The following is a 26,348-nucleotide window of genomic DNA, read 5'->3' as shown; positions in this document are numbered from 1 at the left end:
ACGCAAGCCCGCGCGCGCGCGATGATTCCTGGGGACAGACAGCGAACATTTGGGATTTGGAAAGCATGGCGAGCCGCGCGCAGCCACCGTTGTGGCGTGAAACCGTCCGGGCCGGCGCGGTGCGCAGCGGCGCGTTGATCGCTGCGATCGCGCTGGTGACGTTGGTGGTGGTGATCGTGATTGCGCTGGCGAGCTATCATGCCAGCGATCCGTCGCTCAATACGGCTTCGGCCGGCCCGGCGCGCAACTGGTTGGGGCGCGGCGGGGCTTTGGTCGCCGACGGAGCCTTCTGGTTGCTGGGTCCGGGAATCGCGCTGTTGCTACCGACGCTGCTGCTGATTGCTTTGCGGCTGTGGCGCGACGTGCCCGTTGGGCGTTGGCGGCGGATATTGCTCACCGCAGCGGGCGGCATCGCGTTGCTCGGCTCCGCATTCGCGCTGGTGTCCGGCGCGGCGGTGGGGTGGTTGCCGGCCGGGTGGGGCGGGATCCTCGGCCTTGCCGTGTCGGACCTGCTCCGCGCCGCGATTGCGCTGATCGGGAATAGCGAGGCGGTGCTGTGGACGACGCGCGGTGCGGCCGCGATTGTCGGCCTCTGCGGGCTGGCGCTATGGGCCTATAGCTTCACCATCGACATGGCCGAACGACCGGCCCGCGCGCCACGCGAGCCGAAGCGACTGACCGACCGGCGCGGCGCAGCAGAGATCGAACCCGAGCGATTCGTGCCCGAATCGCCGCGCAAATTGTCGATGCCGCGTGCGGTGGCGACCCCCGATGTCCGACCGGGTCCGGTCATTTCCGAACGGCAAATGACGCCGGTCACCACCGCCAAGCCGCGCGAAAAGCAGACGTCGATGGACTTCGGCGACAAGTCGCATTTGCCTTCGGTCGATCTGCTCAAGCCGACTCCACCCTCGGTCGGTGGCCCGATCGACAAGGTTGCGCTCGACCGCAATGCGCGATTGCTGGAGACGGTGCTGAGCGATTTCCACGTCAAGGGGTCGATCATCAATGTGCGACCGGGCCCAGTGGTGACGATGTACGAACTGGAACCGGCGGCCGGCATCAAGGCGAGCCGCGTCATTCAGCTCGCCGACGATATCGCGCGCAACATGTCGGCGGTGTCGGCACGCGTGGCCACCATTCCCGGGCGCACCGTAATCGGTATCGAGTTGCCCAATGCGCGGCGCGAGACGGTGGGCCTGCGCGAACTCATCGATTCGCTCGACGATCAGCCGGGCGCGCTGTCGCTGGTGCTGGGCAAGAATATCGCGGGCGATCCCGTCATCGCCGATCTCGCCCCGATGCCGCATTTGCTCGTTGCGGGTACGACGGGTTCGGGCAAGTCGGTCGGGCTCAACTGCATGATCCTGTCGCTGCTCTATCGGCTCAAGCCGGAAGAGTGCCGGATGATCATGATCGATCCCAAGATGCTCGAACTGAGCATGTATGAGGACATTCCGCACCTCTACGCACCCGTCGTGACCGACCCGGCCAAGGCGGTGCGCGCGCTCAAATGGACGGTCGAGCAGATGGAGGACCGCTATCGGCAAATGTCCTCGCTCGGCGTGCGCAGCCTGGCCAGCTTCAACGACAAGGTGCGCGCGGCCAAGGCCAAGGGCCAGCCGCTCGGGCGCAAGGTGCAGACCGGCTATGAACCCGTCACCGGCGCGCCGATCTATGAAGAGGAAACGCTCGATTATCAGGTGCTGCCGCAGATCGTGGTGATTGTCGACGAACTGGCCGACCTGATGATGACCGCGGGCAAAGAGGTCGAATTCCTGATCCAGCGGCTGGCGCAAAAGGCGCGCGCGGCCGGCATTCACCTCATCATGGCAACGCAGCGCCCGTCGGTCGACGTCATCACCGGTGTGATCAAGGCGAATCTGCCGACGCGAATCAGCTTCCACGTCACCTCCAAAATCGATTCGCGCACCATCCTGGGCGAGCAGGGGGCCGAACAGCTGCTCGGCAAGGGCGACATGCTGTATATGCCCGGCGGAAAAGGCATCGTGCGCGTGCACGGGCCCTTCGTATCCGATGACGAAGTGCGCGCGGTAGCCGATCACTGGCGCGCGCAAGGGCGGCCCGACTACAACACGGCGGTGACCGAAGAGCCGGAGGACGGCTTCGCGCTCGACGGCGCGCCGATCGGCGAAGATTCGGCCGAGGACCAGCAATATCGCGCGGCGGTGCAGTTGGTGGTGGAGAGCCAAAAAGCCTCGACCTCGTGGCTGCAACGCCAGTTACGCGTTGGCTATAACAGCGCCGCGCGGCTGATCGAGCGGATGGAGAAGGACAATATCGTCGGTCGCCCCGATCATGTCGGCCGCCGCGAAGTGCTGCGCGACCGCGACGGTCATCCCGTCTAAGGCTGCGGTTCAGAGCGGGTTCAAGCCGGTGGCGCTGTATAGCGGCCGATCAGGAGATATGTGTGTTCAACCAGTTTAAACCTGCTTTCGCTTTGCTCGCAGTCCCCGCGCTGGTGGCGGCCGCCCCGGTCGGCGACCTGGCACAAGTGCAAAATCATCTACGCGCAGTCGAAAGCATGACGGCGACCTTCACCCAGACGGACCGATCGGGGAAGGTGCTGACTGGCGTGCTGACGCTGAAGAAGCCCGGCAAGATCCGCTTTCAATATGAAAAAGGCGTGCCGATCCTGATCGTCAGTGACGGAAAATCCTTGTGGTTCCTCGATTATTCGGTCGCCCAAAAGCAACGCTGGCCGATCGCCGGTTCCCCGCTTGGCATCCTGCTCGATCCCTCGCGCGATATGAGCAAGATCGCTTCCGTGGTCACGACGGACAATCCCAATGTGATCGCCGTGGACGCAGCCGACCCCAAGCATCCGGAATATGGCCGGATCAGCCTGGTGTTCGCGCGCAATCCGACTGCGCCGGGCGGATTGATGTTGCAGGGCTGGGTCGCGCTCGATTCGCAGAACAATCGTACGACCATCCGGCTGTCGAACCAGCGGTTCAACGCGCCCGTCGCCGACAATGCCTTTCAGTGGCGCGATCCTGTGCGCCCGACCGGGAAAAAATAGTTTCATTCATATTGGCGACAGGTTGCCGCGCATAAAGACGGTTTCGCGGATGAGGACGTTCGGGATTTCCCCCTGTTACCCGAACCTTCGCTTCCCGCCTGCGTGACGAACGCTAGGTCGGCCCTCGCTCCATGCCCCCGGAGCGAGGGCCTTTCCATGTCCGGGGCGGCCACCGCTGGCGTGGCAGGCATGGCCTCGCTAGAGCAGGATGATGACCGCTTTGCTCAAGATCGCATCCTGGAACATCAACTCGGTACGGTTCCGCATCGAGATTGTTGAGAAATTCCTGCGCGAATCCGCGCCCGATATCCTGTGCCTGCAGGAAACCAAGGTGATCGACCAGGACTTCCCGACCGCTTCGTTCCGCGCGCTCGGCTATCGTCATATCGTGCTGCATGGGCAGCGGATGCACCACGGCGTCGCCATTCTGTCCAAGGTGCCGCTGGTCGAGGATGACCGGTTCGACTGGCAAGCCAACCGCGAGGCGCGTCATGTCGGGGTACGGCTCGAATCGGGCATGCGGATCGAGAATGTCTATGTCCCGGCCGGCGGCGACGTGCCCGATCGCGAAGTGAACCCCAAATTCGGCCAAAAGCTCGATTTTCTGGAGCGGATGACACTTTGGTCCGAATCGCTTGCCGTGCCGACGCTGCTGGTTGGGGATCTCAACATCGCGCCACTGGAATCCGACGTGTGGAGCCACAAGCAATTGCTGAACGACGTCAGCCATACACCGATCGAGGTCGCCGCGCTTGACCGGCTCAAGGCGTCCAACAGCTGGGTCGATCTCGGGCGGCATTTTTTCCCGGCACCTGCGCGCCTTCATACCTGGTGGAGCTATCGTTCGGCCGATTGGACGGTCAACGATCGCGGTCGGCGGCTGGACCATATGTGGGCGACGGCAGATGTTGCCGCGACCGCGCGGCGTCACCATGTCTTCGAAGAATGCCGTAGCTGGCTGAAACCTTCCGACCACGTCCCCATCATGACCGAGTTCGACGTTTGAGCGATCCCCACAAGACAGCGCTTGCCATTGATGCCTTACGCCGTGGCTGGCCGATAGCCCTTGCCGGGGCCGACGGCACCCTGGCGCTGCTGCCGATCGAAACCGCCGACCCTGCGCGGCTCGCCGCGTTCGACCCGGGCGGGGTGGCGAGCATCTTGCTCTCCGCCGGACGCGCAGCCACCCTGACGCTCGCCAATCAGCGCGACGCCGCCGCACCCGATGCGCCCGTCGTGATCGAGCGCGCGCCATGGCTCGATTTCGCGACTGCGACCGCGCTGGCAGATCCGCAATTTGACCTTCAGGTGCCGATGAAGGGCCCGTTCCGCGCCCTATGCCTGGCCGAACGCGATGCCGGCGCGGCGGCGCTGCGCCTCGCACGGATCGCGGGGATGCTACCGGCTTTCTTCGCATTGCCGGGCGAATCGGCGGCGTTGGTGATCACGCCGGATGATGTCGATGCCCATGAGAATGCCGCACGCCTGACGATCGCGACGCGCGCGCATCTGCCGGTGGCGGGCGCGGAAGACGCCGAGATCGTCGCATTTCGCACCCCCGAAATGCCCGGCGAGCATATCGCGCTGCTGATCGGCAAGCCCGATGGTCGCCCCCCGCTGGTGCGGCTGCACAGCGAATGCCTGACCGGCGATATGCTCGGCAGCCTGAAATGCGATTGCGGACCGCAACTCCATGCCGCGATCGATGCGGTCGCGGCGAGTGGCTGGGGCATGATCCTGTATCTGCGCCAGGAAGGGCGCGGCATCGGCCTGATCAACAAATTGCGGGCTTATGCGCTGCAGGATCAGGGGTTCGATACCGTCGATGCCAATACGCGGCTGGGCTTTGCCGTCGATTCACGCAATTTTGCAGTGGCGGCGCGGATGCTCGACTTGCTGGGCCAACGATCGGTTCGACTGCTGACCAACAACCCGCAAAAGGTCGCGCAGCTCGAAGCTGCAGGGATCTCTGTGGTCGAGCGCGTGCCGCACATCCTGCCCGCAAACCCGCATAACGAGCGTTATCTCGCGACCAAGCGCGACCGCACCGGCCACCAGTTCTAGGCGACCAAAGCGGCGATCTGATCGAAGTCTTCGGCCACCGCATCGACACCGATCGAGCGCAACTTGGCGGCATGATCGGGGCCGCAATGCGTCGCACCGACGAAACCGATGACGTGCGCACCCGACGCAACCGCGCCGGTTGCTCCTACGGGCGAATCCTCGACGATCACCGCACGCGCGATGTCGATGCCAAGCGCCTTGGCGGCGTGGAGATAGATATCCGGCGCAGGCTTTCCGCGGGTGACATGCTCTTTGCCCGAAAAGATCCGGTCGCCGAACACCTCGCGCAGACCGATATGCTCGAGGTGGCGTGCGATCCAGGCGGTCGTACTCGACGAGGCGATCGCCTTGGGCAAATCGGCGGGCAGGCTCAGCACGAACTTGACCGCGCCCTCGACCGCATCGACGCCGTCGCGCATCGCGCGTTGGTCCTCGATGCTGCGCGCGGCGTGGAAGTCCTCCGGCAGCGACCGGCCGATCCAGTTTTCGATCGCGCCGATGAAGGATGCGCCCGACAATCCCATGAAATTGGCGAAGGAATCCTCGGGCGTCGTCGGATGGCCGATGCTCGTCAGATAGGCCGCAATCTGGCGATTGCCGACCGCTTCGCTTTCGATCAGGACGCCGTCGAAATCGAAGATGATGCCGTCGAACTTCATGCACGCGCTCCAAACAAGGCGCTGCCGATGCGGACATGTGTCGCCCCCAGCATCACCGCCGTCTCATAATCCCCCGACATGCCCATGCTGAGCCCAGCGAGGCCGTGGTCTCGCGCCAGCTTGGCAAGCAACGCGAAGTAGGGCGCAGCCTCGGTCCCTGCCGGCGGCACCGCCATCAGGCCAGCGATCGGCAAATCCGCCGCACGAGCCGCGTCGAGCAGGGCAGGGAGGTCGCCGATCGGGCAGCCCCCCTTTTGCGCTTCGTCGCCGATATTGACCTGGAGGAAGCACGCCGGGCGGCGACCCTGCCGCTCCATCGCGCGGGCGAGCGCGGCGATGAGAGAAGGGCGGTCGATCGAATGGATCGCGTCGAACAGCGCGACTGCATCCTCGGCCTTGTTCGATTGCAATTGCCCAACCAGATGCAGCGTAATATCCGGGAATGACTCGCGTAGCGCGGGCCATTTGTCCTGCGCTTCCTGTACGCGATTCTCGCCAAAAACGCGCTGTCCCGCCGCCAGCAAAGGCGCGATTTCGGCGGCGGATTTGGTCTTCGAAATCGCGATCAGCGTCACGCCCTCGGGATTACGGTCGGCAAGCGCGGCGGCGCGGGCGATCGTCGCCTGGACACTGGCTAGCGCGGAAGCGGGTGTGGTGGTGGGGTCGTCGTTGGCCATTGGCGGCGCTATAGGCGGCGACATGGCTGTTCGTCACCCCATAAGCGCTCGCGCACTCCCCACACTGTGGCTGATGACCGACGAACGGATGGGCGAGGGCTTATGGGCGGCGCTGGCGGCGCTGCCCCGCGGGAGCGGGGTTGTCTTTCGCCACTTCGCGACACCGGAGGCAGCGCGGATCGCCACGTTCAACCGCATCGCAAAACTCGCACGGCGACGCGGCCTGGTGTTGGTGAAGCCTGGAGGGGACCGGCAGCCGGTCCGGCTGGGTGCTGCCCATTCGGTGCGGGAAGGAATGGCGGCGCGGCGCGCCGGAGCCGATGCTGTTCTGGTGTCGCCCGTCTATCCGACGCGAACCCATCCGGGAGCCCGCGCCCTGGGGCCAATACGCGCGGCGCAGATTGCGCGCGCTGTCGGCCTTCCCGCAATTGCGCTTGGCGGCGTGACGGCACACCGATTCCGTCTTCTGAAAAGACTCGGTTTCGCGGGTTGGGCGGCTATTGACGGGCTGACCCCCCGCAGTGCCGCCACCGATTAGAAGCGGAAGGCGGTTCCGATATACACCGCCTGGCTGTCGCGGCGGCCGGTATCGGTGTTCGGCTGGGTGATCAAACGCTCGCGCTCGTCTTTATAGCGCACGCCTGCCGTCACATCGAGGCGACGCGTCAGCGAATAGGAACCGCCGACGTCGATCGAGTAAGCCGGTGCGTCTTCGATCAGCTTGGGCGCGCCCGCGAGCGGACGATCGGCACCCGCCTTCACGCGACCGGTGAAGCGATTGCCCGTGTAGCTGACCCCGACTTCGGCTGCTTCGCGACCACCCGGCAGCCCCGCCAAATCGACCTTGGACACATCGCCCGACAGTGCAAAGCGCTTCCACCCGACCGCGACGCCGAGATTATAAGCGATCGGCGTAAGGTTGACCGTCGCAGCGGGAACAGGCGCGCTGCGATCGACCACCGTGGTTCCACGCGCCGACCGTGCACGAATTGCGATCGTTACCGCATGCGAGCCGTCTCGTCGGCCATCCGATGGTGTGAAACGAAAACCGCTCGTATCGAGACCGCCGCGCGCGAACAAAGCCGCGAGCCTAGGATCCGCTGAAGCCGGCGTGAAAGAGCCGATTCCCCGCACCGCAAGTGCGTTGCGCTTGGGCGCAGGTCGCGTGCCAGGCATGTCGCTAGCGCCAACTGCCGGAGCCACAGCGATGCCGAGGGCGACTAGCGCTCCCGCAGCAATCCCGGACATCCAACGAGCAGAAAACACGCAAAGCCCCTTATCAGCACCTTATTGGTACCGTCATGTGTCATTGCGCCTATCACGATTCAATTCCGCACCGCCACTATCTTGACTCATTTTCTCAAGACAGTGTCTCGAAGGACACACACGGCGCACGCACCCGGAGGCGCTGGATGTGTCGCTTGCGGCATGCGCGAGACATTCTATAGATACCGACGTCCCCCAACACCCAGTTTTGTTCAGGAACCGCCGATGACCCGCCGCCCACGCACCGCGATCGTGGTTTCGTTCGCTCTTGCCGCCTCTTTGTCGCTGGGGGCCTGCGCCCATAAGCGTGCCCGGCCGCAAAGCGCCGATCTCGCCGCTTCGAAAGTGACCACGATCGGCGTCAACGCCTATCTGTGGCGTGCCAGCCTCGACACGCTGAGCTTCATGCCGCTGCTGCAGACCGATTCCAACGGTGGGGTGATCGTGACCGACTGGTATATCAACCCGGCAGCCCCCGCCGAGCGGATCAAGGTTACGGTAACGATCCTCGACCAGGACCTTCGCGCCGATGGCCTTCGCGTCGCCGCGCTGCGCCAGGTCAATCAAGGTGGCCAGTGGGTCGCGGCCCCGGTCGAAGCCTCCACGGTGCAGAAGCTGGAAGATATCATCCTGACCAAAGCGCGTGACCTGCGCCGCGCTGCCGTAGCCCAGTAGGATCCCCGTTCTCATGGCGTCACGCTTCAACGCGCTGAAGGCGGACGCGGCTTGGCAGAAGGTGTGGGATGACGCCCGCACCTTCGCCGCACGCGACGATTCGCCCAAGCCGCGCTCTTATGTTCTTGAAATGTTTCCGTATCCTTCGGGGCGGATCCATATGGGGCATGTCCGCAACTACACCATGGGGGACGTGCTGGCGCGCTATCGCCGGATGACGGGCATGGAAGTGCTGCATCCGATGGGGTGGGACGCGTTCGGCATGCCGGCCGAGAATGCCGCGATGGAAAAGGGCGTTCACCCGGGCGGCTGGACCCGCGACAATATCGCCACGATGAAGGCACAGCTCAAACGGCTTGGCTTCGCGCTCGACTGGACCCGCGAGCTGGCGACCTGCGAGCCGGACTATTACGGCCACGAACAAGCGCTGTTCCTCGACCTGTTCGCGCACGGGCTGGTCTATCGCAAGGAAAGCTCGGTCAACTGGGATCCGGTCGACATGACCGTGCTCGCCAACGAGCAAGTGATTGACGGGCGCGGCTGGCGATCAGGCGCGTTGGTCGAGCGGCGCAAGCTGTCGCAATGGTTCCTTAAGATCACCGATTTTGCCGACGAGCTGCTCGAAGGCCTGGGATCGCTCGAGCATTGGCCCGACAAGGTTAAGCTGATGCAGGAAAACTGGATCGGCCGCAGCCAGGGCCTGCAATTCCGCTTCGCGCTGTCCGACGGTGGTTCGGTCGAGGTGTTCACGACGCGCCCCGATACGATCTTCGGGTCGAGCTTCGTCGCAGTCGCTGCCGATCATCCGATCGCGCAGGCGCTGGCCGAAGGAAATGCGGATGCGGCCGCCTTTATCGCCTTGTGCAAGCGCGGCGGGACGACGGCGGCTGAACTCGACACGCAGGAGAAGCTTGGCTTCGACACCGGGCTGACCGCGCAGCATCCGTTCGATGCCGATCGGCAGTTGCCCGTCTATATCGCCAATTTCGTGTTGATGGACTATGGCACCGGCGCGGTATTCGGCGTGCCGGCACACGACCAGCGCGACCTGGATTTCGCGCGCAAATACGCCTTGCCGGTGCACCGCGTGGTGTCCGACGGCGAGGAGACCGATCCGGTGTTCATCGGCGACACCGCCTATACCGGGCCCGGCACGCTGGTAAATTCGCACTTCCTCGACGGCATGGACGTTGAAGACGCCAAGCGGACGGTGATCAGCCGCGCCGAAGACGAGGGCTGGGGCACCGGCTCGACGGTGTTCCGCCTGCGCGACTGGGGCGTCAGCCGTCAGCGCTATTGGGGCACGCCGATCCCGATCATCCATTGCGATGCCTGCGGCGCGGTGCCCGTGCCCAAGGATCAGCTGCCCGTGGTGCTGCCCGAGGACGTGACCTTCGACATCCCCGGCAATCCGCTCGATCGTCACTCGACCTGGAAGCATGTCGCCTGCCCGTCCTGCGGTGCCCCTGCGCGACGCGAGACCGATACGCTCGACACCTTCGTCGATTCGTCCTGGTATTTCATTCGCTTCGCCAGCCAGCCCAAGGACAAGCCGTTCGACCGCGCTGTGGCCGAGCAATGGTTGCCGGTCGCGCAATATATTGGCGGGGTCGAGCATGCGATCCTGCATCTGCTCTATGCCCGCTTCTGGACGCGCGCGCTGCGGCATATCGGCATGCTCGACATTGCCGAGCCCTTTGCCGGGCTGTTCACCCAGGGCATGGTGACGCACGAAACCTATAGCCGCCAGATCACCGAGCTCGGCAGCGACGGCGTGGATTCGATCACCAAGTCGCGCTGGCTTTCGCTGGACGAGATCGAGAAGCACGGCGACGGCTATATCGAGCGCCTGACCGGCGAAACCGTAACGGTCGGCCGCGTCGAGAAGATGTCGAAGTCGAAGAAGAACACCGTCGACCCGACCGGCATCGTCGATCAATATGGGGCGGACGCCACGCGCTGGTTCATGCTGTCGGATTCGCCGCCAGAGCGGGATTTGCCGTGGAGCGAATCCGGGATCGAAGGATCGTGGCGCTTTATCCAGCGGCTGTGGCGGCTGTTCGACGGCGAGCGCAGCGGGCTCGAGACCGGTACCGACAATATCGCGCTCGAGCGCAAGCTGCATCAGACCATCGCGGGCATTGCCATCGATATCGAAGCGCTCGCGTTCAACAAGGCCGTCGCCAAGCTGTATGAACTGGTCAATGCGATCGAACGCGCCGAAGCGTCGGCGTCGCGCGATACCGCGATCGATACGCTCATGCGCCTGATCGCGCCAATGGCCCCGCATCTGGCCGAGGAAGCATGGTCCGCCGCAGGCAAGCCCGGCCTCATCGCCGACGCCCCCTGGCCGACCGTAGACGCCGCGCTATTGATCGAAGACGAAGTCACGGTCGCGGTACAAATCAATGGTAAGCTGCGCGATACGCTCGTGCTGGCCAAGGGCTTGGCACGCGAAGAGATTGAGGCAGCAGCGCTGTCTTCGGAAAAGATCGTCCGCATCCTTGACGGCAAACCGCCGCGAAAGGTGATCGTCGTGCCAGACCGCCTTGTGAACATCGTCGCATGAGGCTTGCCCTCGCCCTTGTAACCGCCGGTTTCGCTCTGTCGGGATGTGGGTTGCACCCGCTCTATTCGGGTGGAAGCTCCGGCACGGTTGCGATCACGCTGGCACAGGTCGATGTCGCGCCGATCGAGGGCAAAGCTGGATGGCTCATGGCCAACGCCTTGCGCGATCGTCTGCACTCGGCCGCTACCCCGCACTATCGGCTCGAGGTCAAACTGGACGACAAGATCGTTGGGCTTGGCGTTCGCCGCGACGACAGCATTTCGCGCGAACGCCGCACCTTGCGCGCGCGCTATCAACTTATCGATCTAAGCAATGGTGCGGTGCTGCTGGATGCGGCCTCCGGCTCGGATGCCGGAATCGACGTGGTCAATTCCGAATATGCCACGATCGCGGCGGAGAACACCGCGCTGGAGCGGCTTTCCGGCATCGTTGCGGATCAAATCATCGCGCGCGTCGCCACCTATGTGCAGCGAACCTCGCCTGAAAAGCCCTGATCCGATGGATAGGGCCCGCATATGAAGGCCAATCTCAACCAATTGACTCGCGCCATCGATGCGGTGGCGGCCAATCCCGATATCCGCCTGTACCTGCTGCACGGCCCTGACGAAGCCGGAGCACGCGACGTGGCGGCCCGCCTTGGTCGGATCATGGGGCCCGATGCCGAGCGTGTGGATCTTGAACCGGGGATGCTAAAGACCAATCCCGGTCGACTGGCCGACGAAGCCGCGTCCATGTCCCTTTTCGGAACCGCGCGGTACATCCGCGTCGCTGGGGCAGGGGAAGACTGCGTTGAGGCATGCACCCTGTTGCTGTCCGCCGAACGGGCGGGCAATCCCGTCGTCATGATCGCCCCCACAGTGAAGGGGTCGTCCGCCCTGGTGAAACTTGCGACCGCCAGTCCACGCGCGATGGCCTGCGTCTTTTATGTCCCGGAGGCGGGGGAGGCCGACAAGATTGCCGCTAGCATTGCGCGCGAGCAGGGGCTGCGGACGACGGGCGGAACCGCCGCCCGCATTGCGCTCGCGGCCGGGGGGGACCGCGCAGTGATGACGCGCGAGCTTGAAAAAATCGCTCTATATCTGGATGCCGCACCGGAACGCCCTCGCGAAATCGACGATGCTACACTCGATGCGATCGGTGCCGATCTAGGGGATTCAGAAATTTCGCGCGCCATCGACGCCGCGATCGATGGGGGGCCCGATCGCCTGGCGGACGAACTCGGCCGCTTAAGGGTTGCCGGGGTTTCGCCGATTCCGCTCCTCCGCCAATTGGCACGACGCCTGATGACACTTGCCGAGCTGCGCGCCGAGATCGACGGCGGGGCGAGCGTTAACGCCGTCATCGAGCGCGTATTCTTTCGCGAACGCGCCACCACCGCGCGCGCGCTGCACATCTGGTCTGCACCGAAGATCAGCGAAGCGATCGATCGAGTCCGCCGCGCCGAACGCGCGACGATGGCGACGGCAAATGCAGGTGCGGTCCTAGCCGATTCGGCGATGGTCGCCGTCGCAAGGATGGCTGCGCGCCAGCGCGGGTAAGCGGGCGTTAAATCCGCTCGCCCGTGAGCCGCTGGCACACCATATCGAGCTGATCGAGCGTCGAGTAGGACAGCACCAGCGTGCCGCCTTTCGCACCATAGGTCACGCGTACCGAGAGGCCGAGCAGATCGGCAAGCTGATGCTCCAGCGCTGCAAGATCCGGATCGCGTCCACCGCTTTCGGTGCTCTGGCTTCGCGGTGCAGGCTTCGCCGCCCGTGCCAGTCGCTCGGTGTCGCGTACCGACAGACCGCGCGCGACGACCTGATCGGCCAGTGCCTCGACATCGGCCGCCCCGATGAGGGCGCGGGCGTGGCCCATCGTCAGCGTACCGGTGACAACGCGTTCCTGGATCGGCGTCGGCAGTTCCAACAATCGCAGCAAATTGGCAATATGGCTACGCGACTTGTTGACCAGCTTGCCCAGCGCTTCCTGGGTGTGACCAAAGTCTTCGATCAGCCGATGATAAGCCTCGGCCTCCTCGATCGCGTTGAGGTCCTGCCGCTGAATATTTTCGACCAGCGCAACTTCGAGCGTCTCGGTATCGTCGAATGCCCGAACGATCACGGGCACTTCGTGCAACCGCGCCCGCTGCGCCGCGCGCCAGCGGCGCTCACCCGCGACAATCTGGTATCCCGTCCCGTGCGGTCGCACGACGATGGGCTGCAGCACCCCGCGTTGCGCAATCGACTGCGCCAATTCCTCAAGCGCAGCTTCATCGAAATGCCGGCGCGGCTGGCCCGGATGCGGCGTCAATGACCCCACCGGAAGCGAACGGATACCGGGCGATGTTTCCTTATTCCCGCCAACCGGCTCCTCGCGGGCCAGATCGCCCATCAATGCGTTGAGACCGCGGCCAAGGCCGGAGCGCGGCTTCGGGCGAGCCTGCGGAGCGTTCTGCGGCACGGTCGAGTCTGTCATGCGGCCCTTGCAGGTTGGGGTTCGATATTGGGCAGTCGTGCAATCAATTCACGGGCAAGCGCGATATAGGCTTCCGAACCGGGGCAGCGATAATCGTAAATCAAGGCTGGCAAGCCGTGGCTCGGAGCTTCCGACAAGCGAACGTTGCGCGGGATAACGGTTTCAAACACCACCCCGCCGAGCACCGCACGAACATCGTTGGAGACTTGATCGGTCAACCGATTACGCCGGTCATGCATGGTCAGCGCTACCCCCATGATCGACAGGCCGGGATTGAACCGCTCGCGAATACGCTCCACTGTGCTCAGCAACTGGCTGAGCCCCTCAAGGGCGAAAAACTCGCACTGCAGCGGGACCAGGAGCGAATTGGCGGCTACCATCGCGTTAAGGGTCAGCAACCCAAGCGATGGCGGGCAATCGATCAGGACGACGTCCCAACGGTGATCGGAACGGGCGAGCGCGCGGGAGAGACGATGCGTCCGCTCCTCATATTCGACAAGTTCGATTTCCGCGCCAGACAGATCGACCGTGGCGGGGACGATATCGAGTTTAGGGACAATCGTCGGTAGCGCTGCCGCTTCGATTGTCGTTTCCCCCAGCAAGATATCGTAAGTGGAATGGTGGCGGTCGGCGCGCGCGATGCCAAGGCCGGTCGAAGCATTTCCCTGAGGATCGAGGTCGAGCAACAGCACGCGCAATCCGGTCGCCGCCAGTGCGGTACCGAGATTGATAGCGGTAGTGGTCTTGCCCACGCCGCCCTTTTGGTTCGCTACGGCAATGACGTTCATCGGCGTGACACCTCTGATGCGAGAACGATCAACGAATCCGGATCGGTAAGACTATGTTCCACGTGAAACACACCATGCCATTCCCGTTCGGCGGTGGCCACCTCCTCGCGAGCGGACCGGCCCTTGGGCAAGATCCACCGCGTATCGGGGGTCGAACAATCCCTCGCCCACCCGAACAACTCGGTCAAGGGCCCAACTGCTCGGGCCGAAATTATCCCCGCAGTCTGGCGCATATTTTCGATTCGGCCGCACACGACATGCGTTCGATCGCCAATTCCGAGCGTCGCGGCAGTCTCTGCGAGGAAGGCCGCGCGCCGTTTTCGTGGCTCTACCAGCCACACCTCCCGCTCCGTTAAAGCGGCAACCACCAACCCGGGAAAACCCGCTCCGCTGCCGATATCGATCCATCGATTGTCCTTATCGTCGCCCGCAAAGCCGATCAGCTGCGCGGAATCGACGATGTGACGGCTCCAGATCGCATCAATCGTAGACGGTGCGATCAGATTTTGCTGCCGCGTTTCCCCCAGCACGATTGCCGCAAATGCGGCCATCGCGGCAACGCCGCCCAGTCCAAAGCGCTCCTCAATCCACGCTTTTGCCTCATCCTCGGTCATGCGGCCTTCCTGCGAAGGTGCAGCAGGATCGCCGTCAAAGCGGCGGGCGTTATTCCGCGGATACGGCTTGCGGAGCCCAATGTCTCGGGCTGCGCAAGCGCCAGGCGCTCGATCATCTCCGTCGAGAGACCCGGGATCGCGGCGAAATCAACCGAAGCAGGGATTGCAATCTCATCCTGCGCGCGCAGGCTGGCGATCTCGGTTTCCTGGCGCAAAAGGTAAGGGGCATAGCGTGCATCCTCGGCGATCTCGGCCAACAGGGCAGCCTCCACGCTGCCCATCAGCTCGGGAATCAGCATCCCAATTTCCACGCCGGCCACCCGGAGCCATTGCTCTCCCGTGCGCGCCTGTGGATCGGGAGCCAAAGGCGCGCCTCCCGCAACCAAAACATCCTGCGTCACAGATTGCGCGAGCCGGGTTTCGACCGCCACGCGCTGCTCGGCGCGCCGCTCGAGACGGCCCAGGCGTTCCGGCCCGAGGCACCCAATGCGCGCCGCAAGCGGGCCAAGGCGGGTCTCGGCATTGTCGGCGCGCAGCCGCAAACGGTATTCCGCGCGTGCCGTGAGCATACGATACGGCTCCGTGATGCCCTGGAGCACCAGGTCATCGATCATCACCCCTAAATAGCTCGATCCCCGGTCGAGTATGATCGGGGCAGCGCCCAGCGCATGTGCCGCTGCATTGAGGCCCGCGATCAGGCCCTGTCCGGCCGCCTCCTCATACCCCGTCGTACCGTTGATCTGGCCGCAGCAGAACAGACCTGCCATCGCGCGCACTTCCAGCGTCGCCGACAAGGCGCGGGGATCGATATGATCATATTCGACGGCATAGCCCGGCGCGACGATGCGCGCATGCTCAAGCCCCGGGATCGAGGCGATCATCGCTGCCTGAATATCGACCGGAAGCGACGTCGAAATCCCGTTGGGATATACGGTCGCGTCGTCCAGACCTTCCGGCTCCAGGAAGATTTGATGGCCGTCCCGGTCGCCGAAGCGGTGGATCTTGTCCTCGATCGACGGGCAGTAACGCGGCCCTTGACCAGCGATAGCGCCACCAAATAGCGGCGAACGGTCCAGTCCGCTGCGGATGATCGCATGCGTTTCCTGGGTCGTTCGGGTTATCGCGCAATGCAATTGGGGCAGGGGACGGGACGGCGATATCGGTGACATCGTCCATGGGTCTGCGTCGCTCGGCTGCTGCGCAAGGCGGGCCCAGTCGATCGTCCGCCCGTCCAGACGCGGGGGGGTTCCGGTCTTGAGCCTCGCCATTGGTAGACGCGCAGCCCGCAGTTGCTCAGCGAGTTCCGAGGCTGCAGCTTCGCCAACCCGGCCCCCTACGAAACGCTCCTCGCCGCGAAACATCCGGCCGCCGAGGAAGGTCCCGGTGGCGAGGACCACCGCGCGGGCCGTCAGGCTTTGGCCGCTTGCGAGCCGAACCCCCTTCACGACCCCGTCCACGTCGCGCAGCAGGGCTGCGACTTCACCGCCGACGATATCCAAGCCATCCTGGGCGCGAAGCATAGCCTGGATCGCGGCCGCATAGCGCCGACGATCTGCCTGGACTCGGGGCCCCTGCACCGCAGCCCCTTTGCTGCGATTAAGCATGCGGTAATGGATCCCCGCAGCATCGGCAGCGCGACCAATCAGGCCATCGAAGGCGTCGACCTCACGGACGAGATGCCCTTTGCCAAGCCCGCCAATCGCGGGATTGCAGGACATCGCTCCGATCTTTACCGGATCAAAACTGATCAGGGCGACGCGCGCGCCGCACCGCGCAGCCGCAGCCGCAGCTTCGGTGCCGGCGTGTCCGCCACCAACGACGATCACATCGAATTCGCTCATACGCTGTCGCTAGGTCGTAGGCGTCGCGCTGTCAAAGGGGAGGGTGGTATGTTCCACGTGGAACGTCGCTTCATTTGCCGATGCAAAAGCGCGAAAAAATCGCATCCAGTACATTCTCTATTCCGCTTCGACCGGCAACCGCGTCAAGCGCCTTAAGCGCTCCACGCACCTCTTCGGCGACAATCAAAAAATCGCTGCCGGTCGCGGCTTGGAGGTGTTCGAGACAGGCTGACAGCAGTCCCCGCTGTCGACGGTTTGTCGTTAGTACGTCCTCTTGCGGCAACAAAGCACGAGCTCTTTGCGCGATGACTTCCCAAAGCCCATCAAGACCCTCGCCTGTTTTGGCCGACAGGGCGAGAACGCGATCCGAGGGGAGGGCGTCGCGTCCCGGAAGATCGGCGCGCGCGTGAACCCGCAGATGGGCTGGATCGCTTGGGGCGTCGTCGCCCAGCCACACAACGATATCCGCGCTCGCGATCGCGTCGGCCGCGCGCTCGATCCCGATCCGTTCGATCTCATCTCCCGGAAAATCGGTAAGCCCCGCGGTATCGGTGAGAAGATAGGCGATACCACCGCGCTCCACCGGCACTTCGATCCGGTCGCGTGTGGTTCCTGATATCGCTGAGACAATCGCAACCTCGCGCCCTGCCAGCGCATTCAACAATGTGGACTTCCCACTATTGGGCGGCCCTGCGAGCACAAGGCGAACGCCGTCGTACAAGCGCTCCACCGGGGGGGCGGAGAGCAAGCGCGCGATCTCCGCCGCCGTAGCTGCGATGACGGCCACGATCTCGTCGCTGTTTTCGGACGTCACATCGTCCTCGTCGGAAAAGTCCAACTGCGCTTCGATCCTGGCCGCGATGTCGATCAGGCGATCGGTCCAACGGTCGACCTGCGCTCGCAAACCGCCTTCGGCAACGCGCAAGGCCGCGCGCCGCTGTGTCTCGGTTTGCGCGGACAGTAAGTCCCCCAAACCCTCTGCTTCCGTCAGATCGATGACCCCATTCTCAAGCGCGCGGCGGGTAAATTCGCCAGCTTCGGCATGGCGGGCACCAGGCTGTGCGGCGAGGCACGCTTCCACCGCGAGCACCACTGCGCGGCCCCCATGGACCTGAAACTCTACGAGATCTTCGCCGGTCGCAGTGCGTGGGCCGGGGAACACAAGGACGATCGCTCGGTCAAGCACACTCCCGTCGCGCGGGTCATGCAACGCGCGCAACGCGGCACGGCGCGGCACGGGTAAATCGCCGACCAATCCCCTCGCGATCGTAAAGGCGCCCGGTCCACTCAGCCGAACAATGGCAATCGCGGCGGGCGGTGCGCCGCTCGATGTGGCGAAAATGGTCTCGCGCATGGTCACCGCTGGACTACTTGGTCGTGCTCTCGAACATTTTGCGCCACATCCCCATGCCGGCATCGCTCATCGGCATCCAGCTCCGCACCATATTATCGAGGAGGTCGGGGGCCACCACACCGTCCATGGTATCGGTGAGCATCGCGACATATTTCTCGTGGACGGGGGCAAGGTCGGGCAGGCCCATGAAGCGCCGCGCTTCTTCCGGGGTGCAATCGACTTCGACATTGATCTTCATCGCGCTTCTCCGCTTGAGCGGGCCTGCGCCGCGCTGCATACTCTGGCCATGTATGCGCGCGATATGGCCCGGATCGCAACGCCTGTCGGTGTTGTCACGATTTATGGCGACGATGCCGCGATCGCCTCGATCCAAATCGACGCCGTTGCGGGCCCTCCAATATCGGGCGCTTCGCTGCCGGTACGTGCCGCCGCCGATCAAATCCAGGCATGGTTCGCAGGCGAGCGCACCAACTTCGATCTGCCGCTCACCGCCGCTCGAACCATCCGGGGGCAAGTGTTACGCGATGCAATGGTGGCGATCGGCTATGGCGAAGTGCTGAGCTATGGCGCGCTTGCTGCCACGATCGGATCAAGCGCGCGCGCAATCGGGCAAGCCTGCGCACGCAATCCTTTTCCGATCATCGTGCCATGCCACCGCGTCAGCAATGCCGACGGTTCGCTTGGGGCTTATTCGGCGGGAGAGGGGCCGGCGACCAAGCGCTGGTTGCTCGATTTCGAACGGCGCGACCGCCGCGATCGCCTGCTTTAGAAAAGCAGGCGCAGCACGCCGATTTCGTGATCGACGATGCCATCATAAATCATGCGGCCGGCAACGAAGAGAATCACGGCCAAGCCGATATAGGCGATCCAAGGATGCCGCCCGATAAGGCGCGCGATGAAGTTCGCGGCAACCGCCATCAGCGTGACCGACAAAGCGAGCCCGAAAAATAGCACCGCTGGATGTTCGCGGGCCGCACCCGCCACGGCCAGAACATTGTCGAGGCTGAGCGATAAATTGGTAATGGCCACCTGGATGGCCGCCTGTGCGAACGTTTTGGGCTGTTTCGCCGTGGCATGACCACCGCTCGTCGCGTCCGCCGCGCCACCGATCTCGCGATAGAGTTTCCACGATACCCACAGCAGCAATATGCCTCCGGCCAGCAGCAAGCCGACGACATGCAAGAGTTGCGTCGCGATCAGCGCGAAGCCGATCAGGCATACCATTGCCATCATCACGCCGAGCGCAAGAACCTGCTTGCGCTGTTTGGAGGGTAGCCCGGCGGCGAGCGTGCCGAGCACCATGGCATTGTCGCCGGAGAAGATCAGATCGATCAGGATTACCTGACCGAGCGTCGCCAGCCCGGCCGTCGTGAATACGTCTGCGATGTTGAACATGGGCAGGCCTTAACAAGAGGCATGGCAAACCCCCACGCCGTCTGCCGCTTAGCCCGTCGGTCGAGGCGATGCGAGTCCGTCGGCACCCCGCCGACGGACCCAGCCCCGATTACTGGTTCATGCTGTCGAAGAAATCTTCGTTGGTCTTGGAATTCTTCATCTTGTCGAGCAGGAATTCCATCGAATCGATCGTGCCCATCTGCATGAGGATGCGGCGCAGCACCCACATCTTGGAGAGCTTGCTCTGATCGACCAGCAGCTCTTCCTTGCGCGTGCCCGACTTGCCGACGTCGAGCGCCGGGAAGATGCGCTTGTCGGCAACCTTGCGGTCGAGCACGATTTCAGAGTTACCCGTGCCCTTGAATTCTTCGAAGATCACTTCGTCCATGCGGCTGCCGGTATCGATCAGCGCCGTCGCGATGATCGAAAGCGAGCCGCCTTCCTCGATATTGCGCGCGGCACCGAAGAAGCGCTTCGGCCGTTGCAGCGCATTGGCGTCGACACCGCCGGTCAACACCTTGCCCGAGCTGGGCACCACGGTGTTGTAGGCGCGGCCGAGACGCGTGATCGAGTCGAGCAGGATCACCACATCCTTCTTGTGCTCGACCAGGCGCTTGGCCTTTTCGATCACCATTTCGGCAACTTGCACGTGGCGCGTGGCGGGTTCGTCGAAGGTCGAGCTGACCACCTCGCCCTTGACCGAGCGCTGCATGTCGGTGACTTCCTCGGGGCGCTCGTCGATCAGCAGGACGATCAGGAACACCTCGGGGTGGTTATCGGTGATCGCCTTGGCGATATTCTGCAGCATCACCGTCTTACCGACGCGCGGTGGCGCCACGATCAGCGTACGCTGCCCCTTGCCCTGCGGCGAAATGATGTCGATCACCCGCGCCGACTTGTCCTTGATCGTCGGGTCCGACGGATCGAGCGTCAGCTTCTCATCGGGGTAAAGCGGGGTGAGGTTGTCGAAATTGACGCGGTGGCGCACCGCCTCGGGATCATCGAAATTGACCGCGGTCAGCTTGACCAAAGCGAAATAGCGTTCGCCATCCTTGGGCCCGCGAATTTCGCCCTCGACGGTGTCGCCGGTGCGCAGGCCGAATTTGCGGACCTGGTTGGGCGAAATATAGATGTCGTCGGGGCCAGCCAGATAATTGGCTTCAGGCGACCGGAGAAAACCGAAACCGTCGGGCAGCACTTCGATCGTGCCCAATCCCATGATCTGCTCACCCTCTTCGGCCTGCACCTTGAGGATCGCGAACATCAAATCCTGCTTGCGCAGCGTCGACGCGCTCTCAATGCCGAGCTCTTCGGCCATCGCGACCAGCTCGGCCGGCTTTTTGTTCTTCAGGTCTTTGAGATGCATTGCGGGCGTCCGGGCATAAAGGATGCTGGGGAAGGAGCTTCGGTCGGCGAAGGGTACGCGACGATGCTTGAGGAAGGAGGCCGCGACCGAACGGGTGGACCCGCCGCCTCACGACACGACCTTGAGATACGGGGCCACACTGCGCGCGTCAAGGCGCGACATGGCATCTCGAAAGGGGTATCTCAGAAGGGCTGGACAATGACCAGGATGACGATGAAGGTGACCAGCACTGCGGGCACCTCGTTGATTAGGCGCAATTGCCGCCCCGTCAGCGTCGGCTTGCCTGCCGCGAGCTTGCGCGCATAGCCCACCGCCCAGCCATGATAACCGCTGAGGATCAGAACCAACGCCAGCTTCAAGTGCAGCCAGCCAAGCCCGTGTTGCCCGGAAAACAGACCCACATTGGCCGCCAGCGCCAGCCCCAGGATCCACACCATGATCATCGACGGGGTTAAGATGATGTTGCGGATCTTGCGCTCGCGCTCAACCCACAAAAGTGCTTCTGGCGAGCTACTGCCGCCACTGGTCAGTGCTTCCTGATGATAGACGAGATAGCGCGGTAGCATGAACATGCCCGCCATCCAGAACACCACGAAGATGACATGTGCCGCCTTGACCCAGAGATAGGCGTTGCCGAGCATTCCAATCATCCAACGCTCCGAACAAAAGCGAGCAACTGCTCGACATGGGCGATCGGAGTATCCTGCAGGATACCGTGCCCGAGGTTGAAGACATGGGGGCGCTCGGCAAAGGCCGCAAGGATGCGCCCGGCGGCCTGTTCCATCGCCTCGCCACCGGCAATCAGTACCAGCGGATCGAGGTTTCCCTGAACGGGCAAATCCTTGGGTAACGCGGCGGCAGCCCATGCCGGATCGATCGTTTCGTCGAGCCCGACCGCGTCGACCCCGGTTTCCCGAACATAAGCGGTAAGCTTTGCGCCGGCACCCTTTGGGAAACCGATAACGGGTACGCCTGGATGGCGTTCGTGCAGCGCCCCGACAATAGCGGCATTGGGGCCGATGACCCAGCGTTCGAACTGTGCCGGGCTGAGGCTGCCGGCCCAACTGTCGAATAGCTGCACCGCCTCAACGCCCGACTCGATCTGTTTCGAGAGGTAGTCCACCGTCACCGTGACGATCGCGGAGATGATCTCCTGGAACGCGGCAGGATCGGTATAAGCGAAGCGCCGCGTTTCCCCCTGGTCCCTGCTGCCATGGCCAGCAACCATATAGGTGGCGACGGTCCACGGGCTTCCCGCAAAGCCCAGGAAAGTGGTCTGGGACGGCAGTGAGGCCGCGACCTGGCGCACGGTCTCATAGACAGGTTCGAGCCGCTCAGGGGCCGCCTGAAGGCTTTGCAGGGCATGATCGACCAGCGCGGGTTTTAGTGCCGGGCCTTCGCCAACGCCAAAGCTCAAGTCCTGGCCCAAGGCAGACGGCACCATCAAAATGTCCGAAAACAAAATAGCGCCGTCAAAGCCGAACCTGCGGATCGGCTGGATCGTCACTTCCGCCGCTGCGGCGCTGTCGTTCACCAAGGCGAGGAAACCGCCTTTTTCCGCACGAAGCGCCCGATATTCAGGGAGATATCGGCCAGCTTGTCGCATCAGCCAGACCGGGGGAGTGGGCTGACGATCGCCCAGGAGCGTCGCGAGCAAAGGCTTCTTCATCGTCGGAATGGTCGGACCCTCTTCTATAAGATTCTAGAATCTTGAAAGGATGAAGTGGTTGTAGGCGCGTCGATAGCGGGGCTTATGCGGTCATCCCCGAAAAGCCAACAGGCTGGCGTTTGGCCAATGCCGACTCTGACGTGAGTCGGCGTTTCTGTCCTCGTTATCCACAGCCTGTTGACGGAATCATTGGCTGTGCGCACGATTGTGGACAAGCTGCGGTTTATCCACCGTCGGCATGACGCTTTGCGGGATCGCGAAGTTGCGCTAGCGCTTCTCCCCATGTTGTCCACAGCATCGCCCAGCCGGCCTTTTTGATGCGCTTGCATCTCCATTTGCTGTCGGACTCGACGGGCGAAACGCTTGAGAACATCGCCAAAGCCGCGCTTGCGCAATATGACGATGTCGAAACGATCCGTCATTTCTGGCCGATGGTCCGCACCGAGGCGCATCTGGAGCGGATCCTTCAGGAAATCTCGCAGAATCCGGGGCTGGTGCTGTTCACGCTGGTGAACAGCGAGACGCGGCGCACACTGGAAACGCGCTGTCGTGCGCTCGGCCTGCCAGCCGTAGCGCCGCTCGACGGCGTGACGGGGGCTCTTTCCGGGTTGCTCGGACAGGCGGCCAAGGCGCGTCCGGGGCGCCAGCACGTGCTCGATGCCGCGTATTTCGCGCGGGTCGATGCGATTCAATTCACCATCGCACATGATGACGGAATTCTGGCGGAAGATTGGGAAGAAGCCGACATCGTGCTGGCCGGTGTGTCGCGTTCTTCCAAAACGCCGACGTCGATCTATCTCGCCAATCGCGGTTTCAAGACCGCCAACATTCCGATCGTGCTGGAAAGTCCGCCGCCGGAAAGTCTGTATACGTTGAAAAATCCGATCGTGGTCGGGCTCACGACAAGCGCGGATCGGTTGATCCAGGTGCGGCGCAATCGTCTGCTGTCGCTCAACCAGAAGGTCGAGACCGCATATGTCGACCAGGAGGCCGTCACGCGCGAAGTCGCATTTGCGCGGCGGATGTTTGCTGACAATGGCTGGCCGGTGATCGACGTAACGCGACGTTCGATCGAGGAAACGGCAGCAGCGATCATCGCTTTGGTGGGTGAGCGGCGCGGTGATGTCCGGGGGGATATATGAGAGTCGTGCTGGCATCGCAAAGCGCCTCCCGCCGCGCGATGTTGACCGCGGCGGGCGTACCGTTCGAGCCGGTGTCCGCAGGCGTCGACGAGGAATCGGCCAAAGCCGCGCTGATCGCCGATGGTTTTGGCGCGCGCGACATGGCCGATGCGCTGGCTGAGCTGAAAGCGATCAAGGTATCATCGGGGGATGGTCAGGCGCTGGTGCTGGGCTGCGATTCGGTGGTTGCGCTCGAGGACGGCTCGATGCTCGACAAGCCGCGCGACCGTACCGAAGCGGCCGAGCATCTGCGGCGATTGTCGGGCAAGCGCCATGAACTGGTCAGTGCGGCCGTCATGGCCGAGGGCGGGCGTCCGGTGTGGCGTGTCGTCGATCGGGCGCGGATGCACGTCCGCCCCCTGTCTGACGCATTCATCGAGTCCTATCTCGACCTGGAATGGCCCGAGATATCGTGGTGCGTCGGGTGTTACCGGATCGAAGGGCCGGGCGCGCAATTGTTCAGCCGGATCGAGGGAAGCCAGTTTACCGTGCTCGGCCTACCGCTGTTGCCGGTTCTTGATTATCTGCGAGTGCGCGGGGTGATGACGTCATGATGTTTGCTGAGGTGATCGGGGATCCGATCGGCCATTCCAAATCGCCGCTGATCCACGGTTTCTGGATCGAAGCGCTGGGATTGGAAGCGCGATACGCGGCTCGCCACGTGACGGCGGAGGGGCTCGGGCGTTATTTTGCCGAGCGCGCGACGGATCCGAACTGGCGGGGATGCAACGTCACGATTCCCCATAAGCAAGCCGTGTTCGATCATGTCGCCGATCCGGGTGAGGTGCGGGCTTCCATCGGTGCCGTCAACACCGTGTTTCGCACAGAGGACGGTACGCTCGCCTGCACCAATACCGATGCGGCTGGCTTTTATGCACCGATCGCGGAGCTTGATCTTGCAGGCGCGCCGGTGGTGGTGATCGGGGCCGGCGGCGCGGCGCGGGCGGTGTTGTTCGCGCTTTCGCGCCTGGGCGTCGGCCCGGTTACGATCCTCAATCGCAACGTGGTGAAGGCGGCGGCATTGCTGTCGTCCTTCGGGTTGAAAGGGAAAGCCTTGCCGCTCGACGCGACGCTGCCGCCGGCGGCGCTGCTGGTCAACGCAAGCGCGCTCGGCATGGTCGGCCAGCCCCCACTCGATCTGGATCTGGATCCTTTGCCCGAAGAGGCGGTGGTCTATGATGTCGTATATGCCCCGCTCGAAACGCCGCTACTGGCGGCAGCGCGGGCGCGCGATTTGGGGACGGTCGATGGGCTGGACATGCTGATCGGCCAAGCGGGGTTGGCGTTCGAATTGTTTTTCGGCGTGACGCCACCGCGCGACGAAGCCAGTGATGACCGGTTACGGGCGCTTTTGACGTCATGATTGCAATCGGCCTGACCGGGTCGATCGGGATGGGCAAATCGACTGTGGCAGCGATGTTTGCCGAGGCGGGTATCCCGGTATTCGATGCTGACGCTGCGGTGCATCACCTGCAGGCCAAAGGCGGGCGGCTGGTCGACGCGATCGAAGCAGCCTTTCCCGGATCTACCGGCCCCGACGGCGTCGATCGAACGCGTCTTGGGGCGATGGTGCTGAACGATCCCGCCGCGTTCGCGCGACTCGAAGCGATCGTTCATCCCGCGGTGGGGGAAGAGCGCGCCGCGTTTCTCGTTCGCCATGCCGATGCGCCGATGGTGGTCTTCGACATCCCCTTATTGTTCGAAACCGGCGGCGAAACGCGGGTGGATACCGTGGTGGTGGTGTCGGCACCGGAGTCCATCCAGCGTGCGCGCGTGCTGGCTCGGCCCGGTATGTCCGTGGAAAAGCTCGATTCCATTCATGCCCGGCAAATGCCCGATGCCGAGAAGGTGGCACGGGCCGATTTTGTCGTGCCGACCGGCGGATCGCATGAAGATACGCGGCGTGCAGTCCATGCCATCATCGCTTGCTTAGCGGCCCGCGACGTCCCACTATAATACCCCTATGCGCGAGATCGTCTTCGATACCGAGACCACCGGCTTCAGTTTTGCCGATGGCGATCGCATGGTGGAGATCGGTTGCCTGGAGATGGTCAATCGCGTCGAAACGGGCCGCACGTTCCATGCGTATTTTCACCCGGAGCGGGCAATGCCGCCCGAGGCGCAACGCGTCCATGGGCTGAGTGACGCTTTCCTTGCCGACAAACCGCTGTTTCCGCATCTGGTCGACGATTTGCTCGACTTCATCGGGGACAGCCCGCTCGTCGCGCACAATGCCAGCTTCGATTTCGGCTTTCTCAACGGAGAACTGAAGCGCTGCGGGCGTACCGCCGTCGCGATGGAGCGGATGGTCGATACCGTTGCGATGGCGCGGATGCGCCACCCCGGTGCCAAGCACAGCCTTGATGCCTTGTGTAGCCGCTACGGGATCGATCGCAGCCATCGCACGTTGCACGGGGCCTTGCTTGACGCGCAACTGCTGGCCCAGGTCTATGTCGAGCTGACCGGTGGTCGGCAGATCGGTCTTGGCCTGGTTAGCGAAGTCGTGGTCGAAGCAGCGCCGACTCAGGCGGTCGCTGCGGCGGTCGTCCGGCCGCCGCGCGTGTTCGGTGTCAGCGAAGAGGAGCGCGTGCGCCACGCGGCGTTTTTGAAGACCGTGGTCAACCCTTTGTGGGGGAGCGACCACGCGATGTGATTGGGGGGCCGTGGCACCCGGACGGTGTCAACTGCCAGCTGACGATCGTCACAGCGACGCCAGCCTATTGAAGGAGA

The 26,348-nt window shown here is 63.5% G+C and carries 28 protein-coding genes; 15 read left to right on the top strand and 13 right to left on the bottom strand.

Annotated features, from left to right (window positions below; translation table 11 throughout):
- Positions 1–65 precede the first annotated feature (65 nt).
- From ACP7BL_RS10755 to ribA, 4 genes are all read left to right on the top strand, one after another.
- Positions 66–2,369 carry an FtsK/SpoIIIE family DNA translocase gene (locus ACP7BL_RS10755; protein WP_137903141.1) on the top strand — a complete coding sequence of 768 codons (2,304 nt, stop codon included), beginning with the start codon at positions 66–68 and terminating at the stop codon, positions 2,367–2,369.
- 62 nt (positions 2,370–2,431) lie between these two features.
- Positions 2,432–3,043, top strand: coding sequence for a LolA family protein (locus tag ACP7BL_RS10750; protein WP_126849194.1), 612 nt, complete (start codon positions 2,432–2,434; stop codon positions 3,041–3,043).
- A gap of 211 nt (positions 3,044–3,254) precedes the next feature.
- Positions 3,255–4,049: an exodeoxyribonuclease III gene (locus ACP7BL_RS10745; protein ID WP_426258304.1), complete on the top strand. Its 795-nt coding sequence runs from the start codon at positions 3,255–3,257 to the stop codon at positions 4,047–4,049.
- Positions 4,046–5,107 (top strand): GTP cyclohydrolase II, encoded by a 1,062-nt coding sequence (ribA, locus tag ACP7BL_RS10740; protein WP_126849193.1) that lies wholly within the window; start codon positions 4,046–4,048, stop codon positions 5,105–5,107. Before ACP7BL_RS10745 ends, ribA begins: the two co-directional genes overlap by 4 nt.
- On the opposite strand, the gene ACP7BL_RS10735 is transcribed toward ribA, so the two are convergent.
- Together ACP7BL_RS10735 and ACP7BL_RS10730 are read right to left on the bottom strand one after the other, a co-directional pair.
- Positions 5,104–5,766 (bottom strand): HAD family hydrolase, encoded by a 663-nt coding sequence (locus ACP7BL_RS10735; protein WP_426258303.1) that lies wholly within the window; start codon positions 5,764–5,766, stop codon positions 5,104–5,106. The two genes, ribA and ACP7BL_RS10735, sit on opposite strands and share 4 nt — an antisense overlap.
- Positions 5,763–6,443 (bottom strand): YggS family pyridoxal phosphate-dependent enzyme, encoded by a 681-nt coding sequence (locus ACP7BL_RS10730; RefSeq protein WP_426258302.1) that lies wholly within the window; start codon positions 6,441–6,443, stop codon positions 5,763–5,765. The genes ACP7BL_RS10735 and ACP7BL_RS10730 overlap by 4 nt, the downstream gene beginning before the upstream one ends.
- A gap of 22 nt (positions 6,444–6,465) precedes the next feature.
- On the opposite strand from ACP7BL_RS10730, the gene ACP7BL_RS10725 reads away from it, so the two are divergent.
- Positions 6,466–6,981, top strand: a complete 516-nt coding sequence (locus ACP7BL_RS10725; protein WP_033967515.1) for a thiamine phosphate synthase — start codon at positions 6,466–6,468, stop codon at positions 6,979–6,981.
- On the opposite strand, the gene ACP7BL_RS10720 is transcribed toward ACP7BL_RS10725, so the two are convergent.
- Positions 6,978–7,403, bottom strand: coding sequence for a porin (locus tag ACP7BL_RS10720; protein WP_310065918.1), 426 nt, complete (start codon positions 7,401–7,403; stop codon positions 6,978–6,980). The two genes, ACP7BL_RS10725 and ACP7BL_RS10720, sit on opposite strands and share 4 nt — an antisense overlap.
- Before the next feature lie 531 nt (positions 7,404–7,934).
- Between ACP7BL_RS10720 and ACP7BL_RS10715 the strand changes: the two genes are divergently transcribed.
- Genes ACP7BL_RS10715 through ACP7BL_RS10700 form a run of 4 tightly spaced genes read left to right on the top strand, consistent with a single transcriptional unit; the run spans position 7,935 to position 12,491 of the window.
- Positions 7,935–8,384: a DUF3576 domain-containing protein gene (locus ACP7BL_RS10715; RefSeq protein WP_010405938.1), complete on the top strand. Its 450-nt coding sequence runs from the start codon at positions 7,935–7,937 to the stop codon at positions 8,382–8,384.
- 13 nt (positions 8,385–8,397) lie between these two features.
- Positions 8,398–10,953 (top strand): leucine--tRNA ligase, encoded by a 2,556-nt coding sequence (gene leuS / locus ACP7BL_RS10710; protein WP_426258301.1) that lies wholly within the window; start codon positions 8,398–8,400, stop codon positions 10,951–10,953.
- A complete protein-coding gene (gene lptE, locus ACP7BL_RS10705; protein WP_033967511.1) occupies positions 10,950–11,447 on the top strand; it encodes an LPS assembly lipoprotein LptE in 498 nt (165 codons plus the stop codon). The genes leuS and lptE overlap by 4 nt, the downstream gene beginning before the upstream one ends.
- A 21-nt stretch (positions 11,448–11,468) precedes the next feature.
- Positions 11,469–12,491, top strand: coding sequence for a DNA polymerase III subunit delta (locus ACP7BL_RS10700; protein ID WP_137903139.1), 1,023 nt, complete (start codon positions 11,469–11,471; stop codon positions 12,489–12,491).
- A gap of 7 nt (positions 12,492–12,498) precedes the next feature.
- Here ACP7BL_RS10700 and ACP7BL_RS10695 read toward each other — a convergent pair whose 3' ends face one another.
- The 6 genes from ACP7BL_RS10695 to ACP7BL_RS10670 form a co-directional block, all read right to left on the bottom strand.
- Positions 12,499–13,410, bottom strand: a complete 912-nt coding sequence (locus ACP7BL_RS10695; protein WP_033967507.1) for a ParB/RepB/Spo0J family partition protein — start codon at positions 13,408–13,410, stop codon at positions 12,499–12,501.
- A complete protein-coding gene (locus tag ACP7BL_RS10690; protein WP_033967503.1) occupies positions 13,407–14,198 on the bottom strand; it encodes a ParA family protein in 792 nt (263 codons plus the stop codon). Before ACP7BL_RS10690 ends, ACP7BL_RS10695 begins: the two co-directional genes overlap by 4 nt.
- Positions 14,195–14,812, bottom strand: a complete 618-nt coding sequence (rsmG, locus tag ACP7BL_RS10685) for a 16S rRNA (guanine(527)-N(7))-methyltransferase RsmG (protein WP_426258300.1) — start codon at positions 14,810–14,812, stop codon at positions 14,195–14,197. Before rsmG ends, ACP7BL_RS10690 begins: the two co-directional genes overlap by 4 nt.
- Positions 14,809–16,653: a tRNA uridine-5-carboxymethylaminomethyl(34) synthesis enzyme MnmG gene (gene mnmG / locus ACP7BL_RS10680; protein WP_426258299.1), complete on the bottom strand. Its 1,845-nt coding sequence runs from the start codon at positions 16,651–16,653 to the stop codon at positions 14,809–14,811. The genes rsmG and mnmG overlap by 4 nt, the downstream gene beginning before the upstream one ends.
- 70 nt (positions 16,654–16,723) lie before the next feature.
- Positions 16,724–18,007, bottom strand: coding sequence for a tRNA uridine-5-carboxymethylaminomethyl(34) synthesis GTPase MnmE (mnmE, locus tag ACP7BL_RS10675; protein WP_426258298.1), 1,284 nt, complete (start codon positions 18,005–18,007; stop codon positions 16,724–16,726).
- 13 nt (positions 18,008–18,020) lie between these two features.
- Positions 18,021–18,245, bottom strand: a complete 225-nt coding sequence (locus tag ACP7BL_RS10670; protein WP_033967574.1) for a DUF6489 family protein — start codon at positions 18,243–18,245, stop codon at positions 18,021–18,023.
- Positions 18,246–18,293: 48 nt separating this feature from the next.
- Here ACP7BL_RS10670 and ACP7BL_RS10665 point away from each other — a divergent pair, with 48 nt between their 5' ends.
- The gene (locus tag ACP7BL_RS10665; RefSeq protein ID WP_033967501.1) at positions 18,294–18,776 is read left to right on the top strand and encodes a methylated-DNA--[protein]-cysteine S-methyltransferase; all 483 of its coding nucleotides are present in this window, start codon (positions 18,294–18,296) and stop codon (positions 18,774–18,776) included.
- Here the strand turns inward: ACP7BL_RS10665 and ACP7BL_RS10660 are convergent.
- The 4 genes from ACP7BL_RS10660 to hemE all read right to left on the bottom strand — a co-directional run bounded on the left by ACP7BL_RS10660 (position 18,773) and on the right by hemE (position 22,437).
- Positions 18,773–19,402 carry a YjbE family putative metal transport protein gene (locus ACP7BL_RS10660; protein WP_033967500.1) on the bottom strand — a complete coding sequence of 210 codons (630 nt, stop codon included), beginning with the start codon at positions 19,400–19,402 and terminating at the stop codon, positions 18,773–18,775. The genes ACP7BL_RS10665 and ACP7BL_RS10660 overlap by 4 nt on opposite strands.
- 109 nt (positions 19,403–19,511) lie before the next feature.
- Complete coding sequence (gene rho / locus ACP7BL_RS10655) at positions 19,512–20,768, bottom strand: transcription termination factor Rho (protein ID WP_010405952.1); 1,257 nt, start codon at positions 20,766–20,768, stop codon at positions 19,512–19,514.
- 182 nt (positions 20,769–20,950) lie between these two features.
- A complete protein-coding gene (locus ACP7BL_RS10650; RefSeq protein ID WP_341204089.1) occupies positions 20,951–21,418 on the bottom strand; it encodes a CopD family protein in 468 nt (155 codons plus the stop codon).
- A complete protein-coding gene (gene hemE, locus ACP7BL_RS10645; RefSeq protein ID WP_426258297.1) occupies positions 21,415–22,437 on the bottom strand; it encodes a uroporphyrinogen decarboxylase in 1,023 nt (340 codons plus the stop codon). The genes ACP7BL_RS10650 and hemE overlap by 4 nt, the downstream gene beginning before the upstream one ends.
- Positions 22,438–22,751: 314 nt before the next feature.
- Here hemE and ACP7BL_RS10640 point away from each other — a divergent pair, with 314 nt between their 5' ends.
- The 5 genes from ACP7BL_RS10640 to dnaQ are packed head-to-tail and all read left to right on the top strand — an operon-like array spanning position 22,752 to position 26,271.
- Positions 22,752–23,579, top strand: a complete 828-nt coding sequence (locus ACP7BL_RS10640; protein WP_033967499.1) for a pyruvate, water dikinase regulatory protein — start codon at positions 22,752–22,754, stop codon at positions 23,577–23,579.
- Positions 23,576–24,172, top strand: a complete 597-nt coding sequence (locus tag ACP7BL_RS10635; RefSeq protein ID WP_126849185.1) for a Maf family protein — start codon at positions 23,576–23,578, stop codon at positions 24,170–24,172. The genes ACP7BL_RS10640 and ACP7BL_RS10635 overlap by 4 nt, the downstream gene beginning before the upstream one ends.
- Complete coding sequence (locus tag ACP7BL_RS10630) at positions 24,169–24,981, top strand: shikimate dehydrogenase family protein (protein WP_426258296.1); 813 nt, start codon at positions 24,169–24,171, stop codon at positions 24,979–24,981. The genes ACP7BL_RS10635 and ACP7BL_RS10630 overlap by 4 nt, the downstream gene beginning before the upstream one ends.
- Positions 24,978–25,574 carry a dephospho-CoA kinase gene (coaE, locus tag ACP7BL_RS10625; protein ID WP_033967498.1) on the top strand — a complete coding sequence of 199 codons (597 nt, stop codon included), beginning with the start codon at positions 24,978–24,980 and terminating at the stop codon, positions 25,572–25,574. Before ACP7BL_RS10630 ends, coaE begins: the two co-directional genes overlap by 4 nt.
- Positions 25,575–25,581: 7 nt before the next feature.
- Positions 25,582–26,271: a DNA polymerase III subunit epsilon gene (dnaQ, locus tag ACP7BL_RS10620; protein WP_033967497.1), complete on the top strand. Its 690-nt coding sequence runs from the start codon at positions 25,582–25,584 to the stop codon at positions 26,269–26,271.
- Positions 26,272–26,348: the final 77 nt, after the last annotated feature.

The sequence above is a fragment of the Sphingomonas sp. DC1600-2 genome (assembly GCF_049897605.1).
Classification (GTDB): domain Bacteria; phylum Pseudomonadota; class Alphaproteobacteria; order Sphingomonadales; family Sphingomonadaceae; genus Sphingomonas.
Note: the sequence above shows the minus strand (reverse complement) of the source record. Positions and strands in the feature narration are given on the sequence as shown.

Coding starts and splice junctions, on each gene's coding strand:
- ACP7BL_RS10755 (WP_137903141.1), top strand. CDS start 66: ATGGCGAGCCGCGCGCAGCCACCGTTGTGGCGTGAAACCGTCCGGGCC.
- ACP7BL_RS10745 (WP_426258304.1), top strand. CDS start 3,255: ATGACCGCTTTGCTCAAGATCGCATCCTGGAACATCAACTCGGTACGG.
- ACP7BL_RS10735 (WP_426258303.1), bottom strand. CDS start 5,766: ATGAAGTTCGACGGCATCATCTTCGATTTCGACGGCGTCCTGATCGAA.
- ACP7BL_RS10730 (WP_426258302.1), bottom strand. CDS start 6,443: ATGGCCAACGACGACCCCACCACCACACCCGCTTCCGCGCTAGCCAGT.
- ACP7BL_RS10725 (WP_033967515.1), top strand. CDS start 6,466: ATGGCTGTTCGTCACCCCATAAGCGCTCGCGCACTCCCCACACTGTGG.
- ACP7BL_RS10715 (WP_010405938.1), top strand. CDS start 7,935: ATGACCCGCCGCCCACGCACCGCGATCGTGGTTTCGTTCGCTCTTGCC.
- leuS (WP_426258301.1), top strand. CDS start 8,398: ATGGCGTCACGCTTCAACGCGCTGAAGGCGGACGCGGCTTGGCAGAAG.
- lptE (WP_033967511.1), top strand. CDS start 10,950: ATGAGGCTTGCCCTCGCCCTTGTAACCGCCGGTTTCGCTCTGTCGGGA.
- ACP7BL_RS10700 (WP_137903139.1), top strand. CDS start 11,469: ATGAAGGCCAATCTCAACCAATTGACTCGCGCCATCGATGCGGTGGCG.
- ACP7BL_RS10695 (WP_033967507.1), bottom strand. CDS start 13,410: ATGACAGACTCGACCGTGCCGCAGAACGCTCCGCAGGCTCGCCCGAAG.
- ACP7BL_RS10690 (WP_033967503.1), bottom strand. CDS start 14,198: ATGAACGTCATTGCCGTAGCGAACCAAAAGGGCGGCGTGGGCAAGACC.
- rsmG (WP_426258300.1), bottom strand. CDS start 14,812: ATGACCGAGGATGAGGCAAAAGCGTGGATTGAGGAGCGCTTTGGACTG.
- mnmG (WP_426258299.1), bottom strand. CDS start 16,653: ATGAGCGAATTCGATGTGATCGTCGTTGGTGGCGGACACGCCGGCACC.
- mnmE (WP_426258298.1), bottom strand. CDS start 18,007: ATGCGCGAGACCATTTTCGCCACATCGAGCGGCGCACCGCCCGCCGCG.
- ACP7BL_RS10670 (WP_033967574.1), bottom strand. CDS start 18,245: ATGAAGATCAATGTCGAAGTCGATTGCACCCCGGAAGAAGCGCGGCGC.
- ACP7BL_RS10665 (WP_033967501.1), top strand. CDS start 18,294: ATGTATGCGCGCGATATGGCCCGGATCGCAACGCCTGTCGGTGTTGTC.
- ACP7BL_RS10660 (WP_033967500.1), bottom strand. CDS start 19,402: ATGTTCAACATCGCAGACGTATTCACGACGGCCGGGCTGGCGACGCTC.
- rho (WP_010405952.1), bottom strand. CDS start 20,768: ATGCATCTCAAAGACCTGAAGAACAAAAAGCCGGCCGAGCTGGTCGCG.
- ACP7BL_RS10650 (WP_341204089.1), bottom strand. CDS start 21,418: ATGATTGGAATGCTCGGCAACGCCTATCTCTGGGTCAAGGCGGCACAT.
- hemE (WP_426258297.1), bottom strand. CDS start 22,437: ATGAAGAAGCCTTTGCTCGCGACGCTCCTGGGCGATCGTCAGCCCACT.
- ACP7BL_RS10635 (WP_126849185.1), top strand. CDS start 23,576: ATGAGAGTCGTGCTGGCATCGCAAAGCGCCTCCCGCCGCGCGATGTTG.
- ACP7BL_RS10630 (WP_426258296.1), top strand. CDS start 24,169: ATGATGTTTGCTGAGGTGATCGGGGATCCGATCGGCCATTCCAAATCG.
- coaE (WP_033967498.1), top strand. CDS start 24,978: ATGATTGCAATCGGCCTGACCGGGTCGATCGGGATGGGCAAATCGACT.
- dnaQ (WP_033967497.1), top strand. CDS start 25,582: ATGCGCGAGATCGTCTTCGATACCGAGACCACCGGCTTCAGTTTTGCC.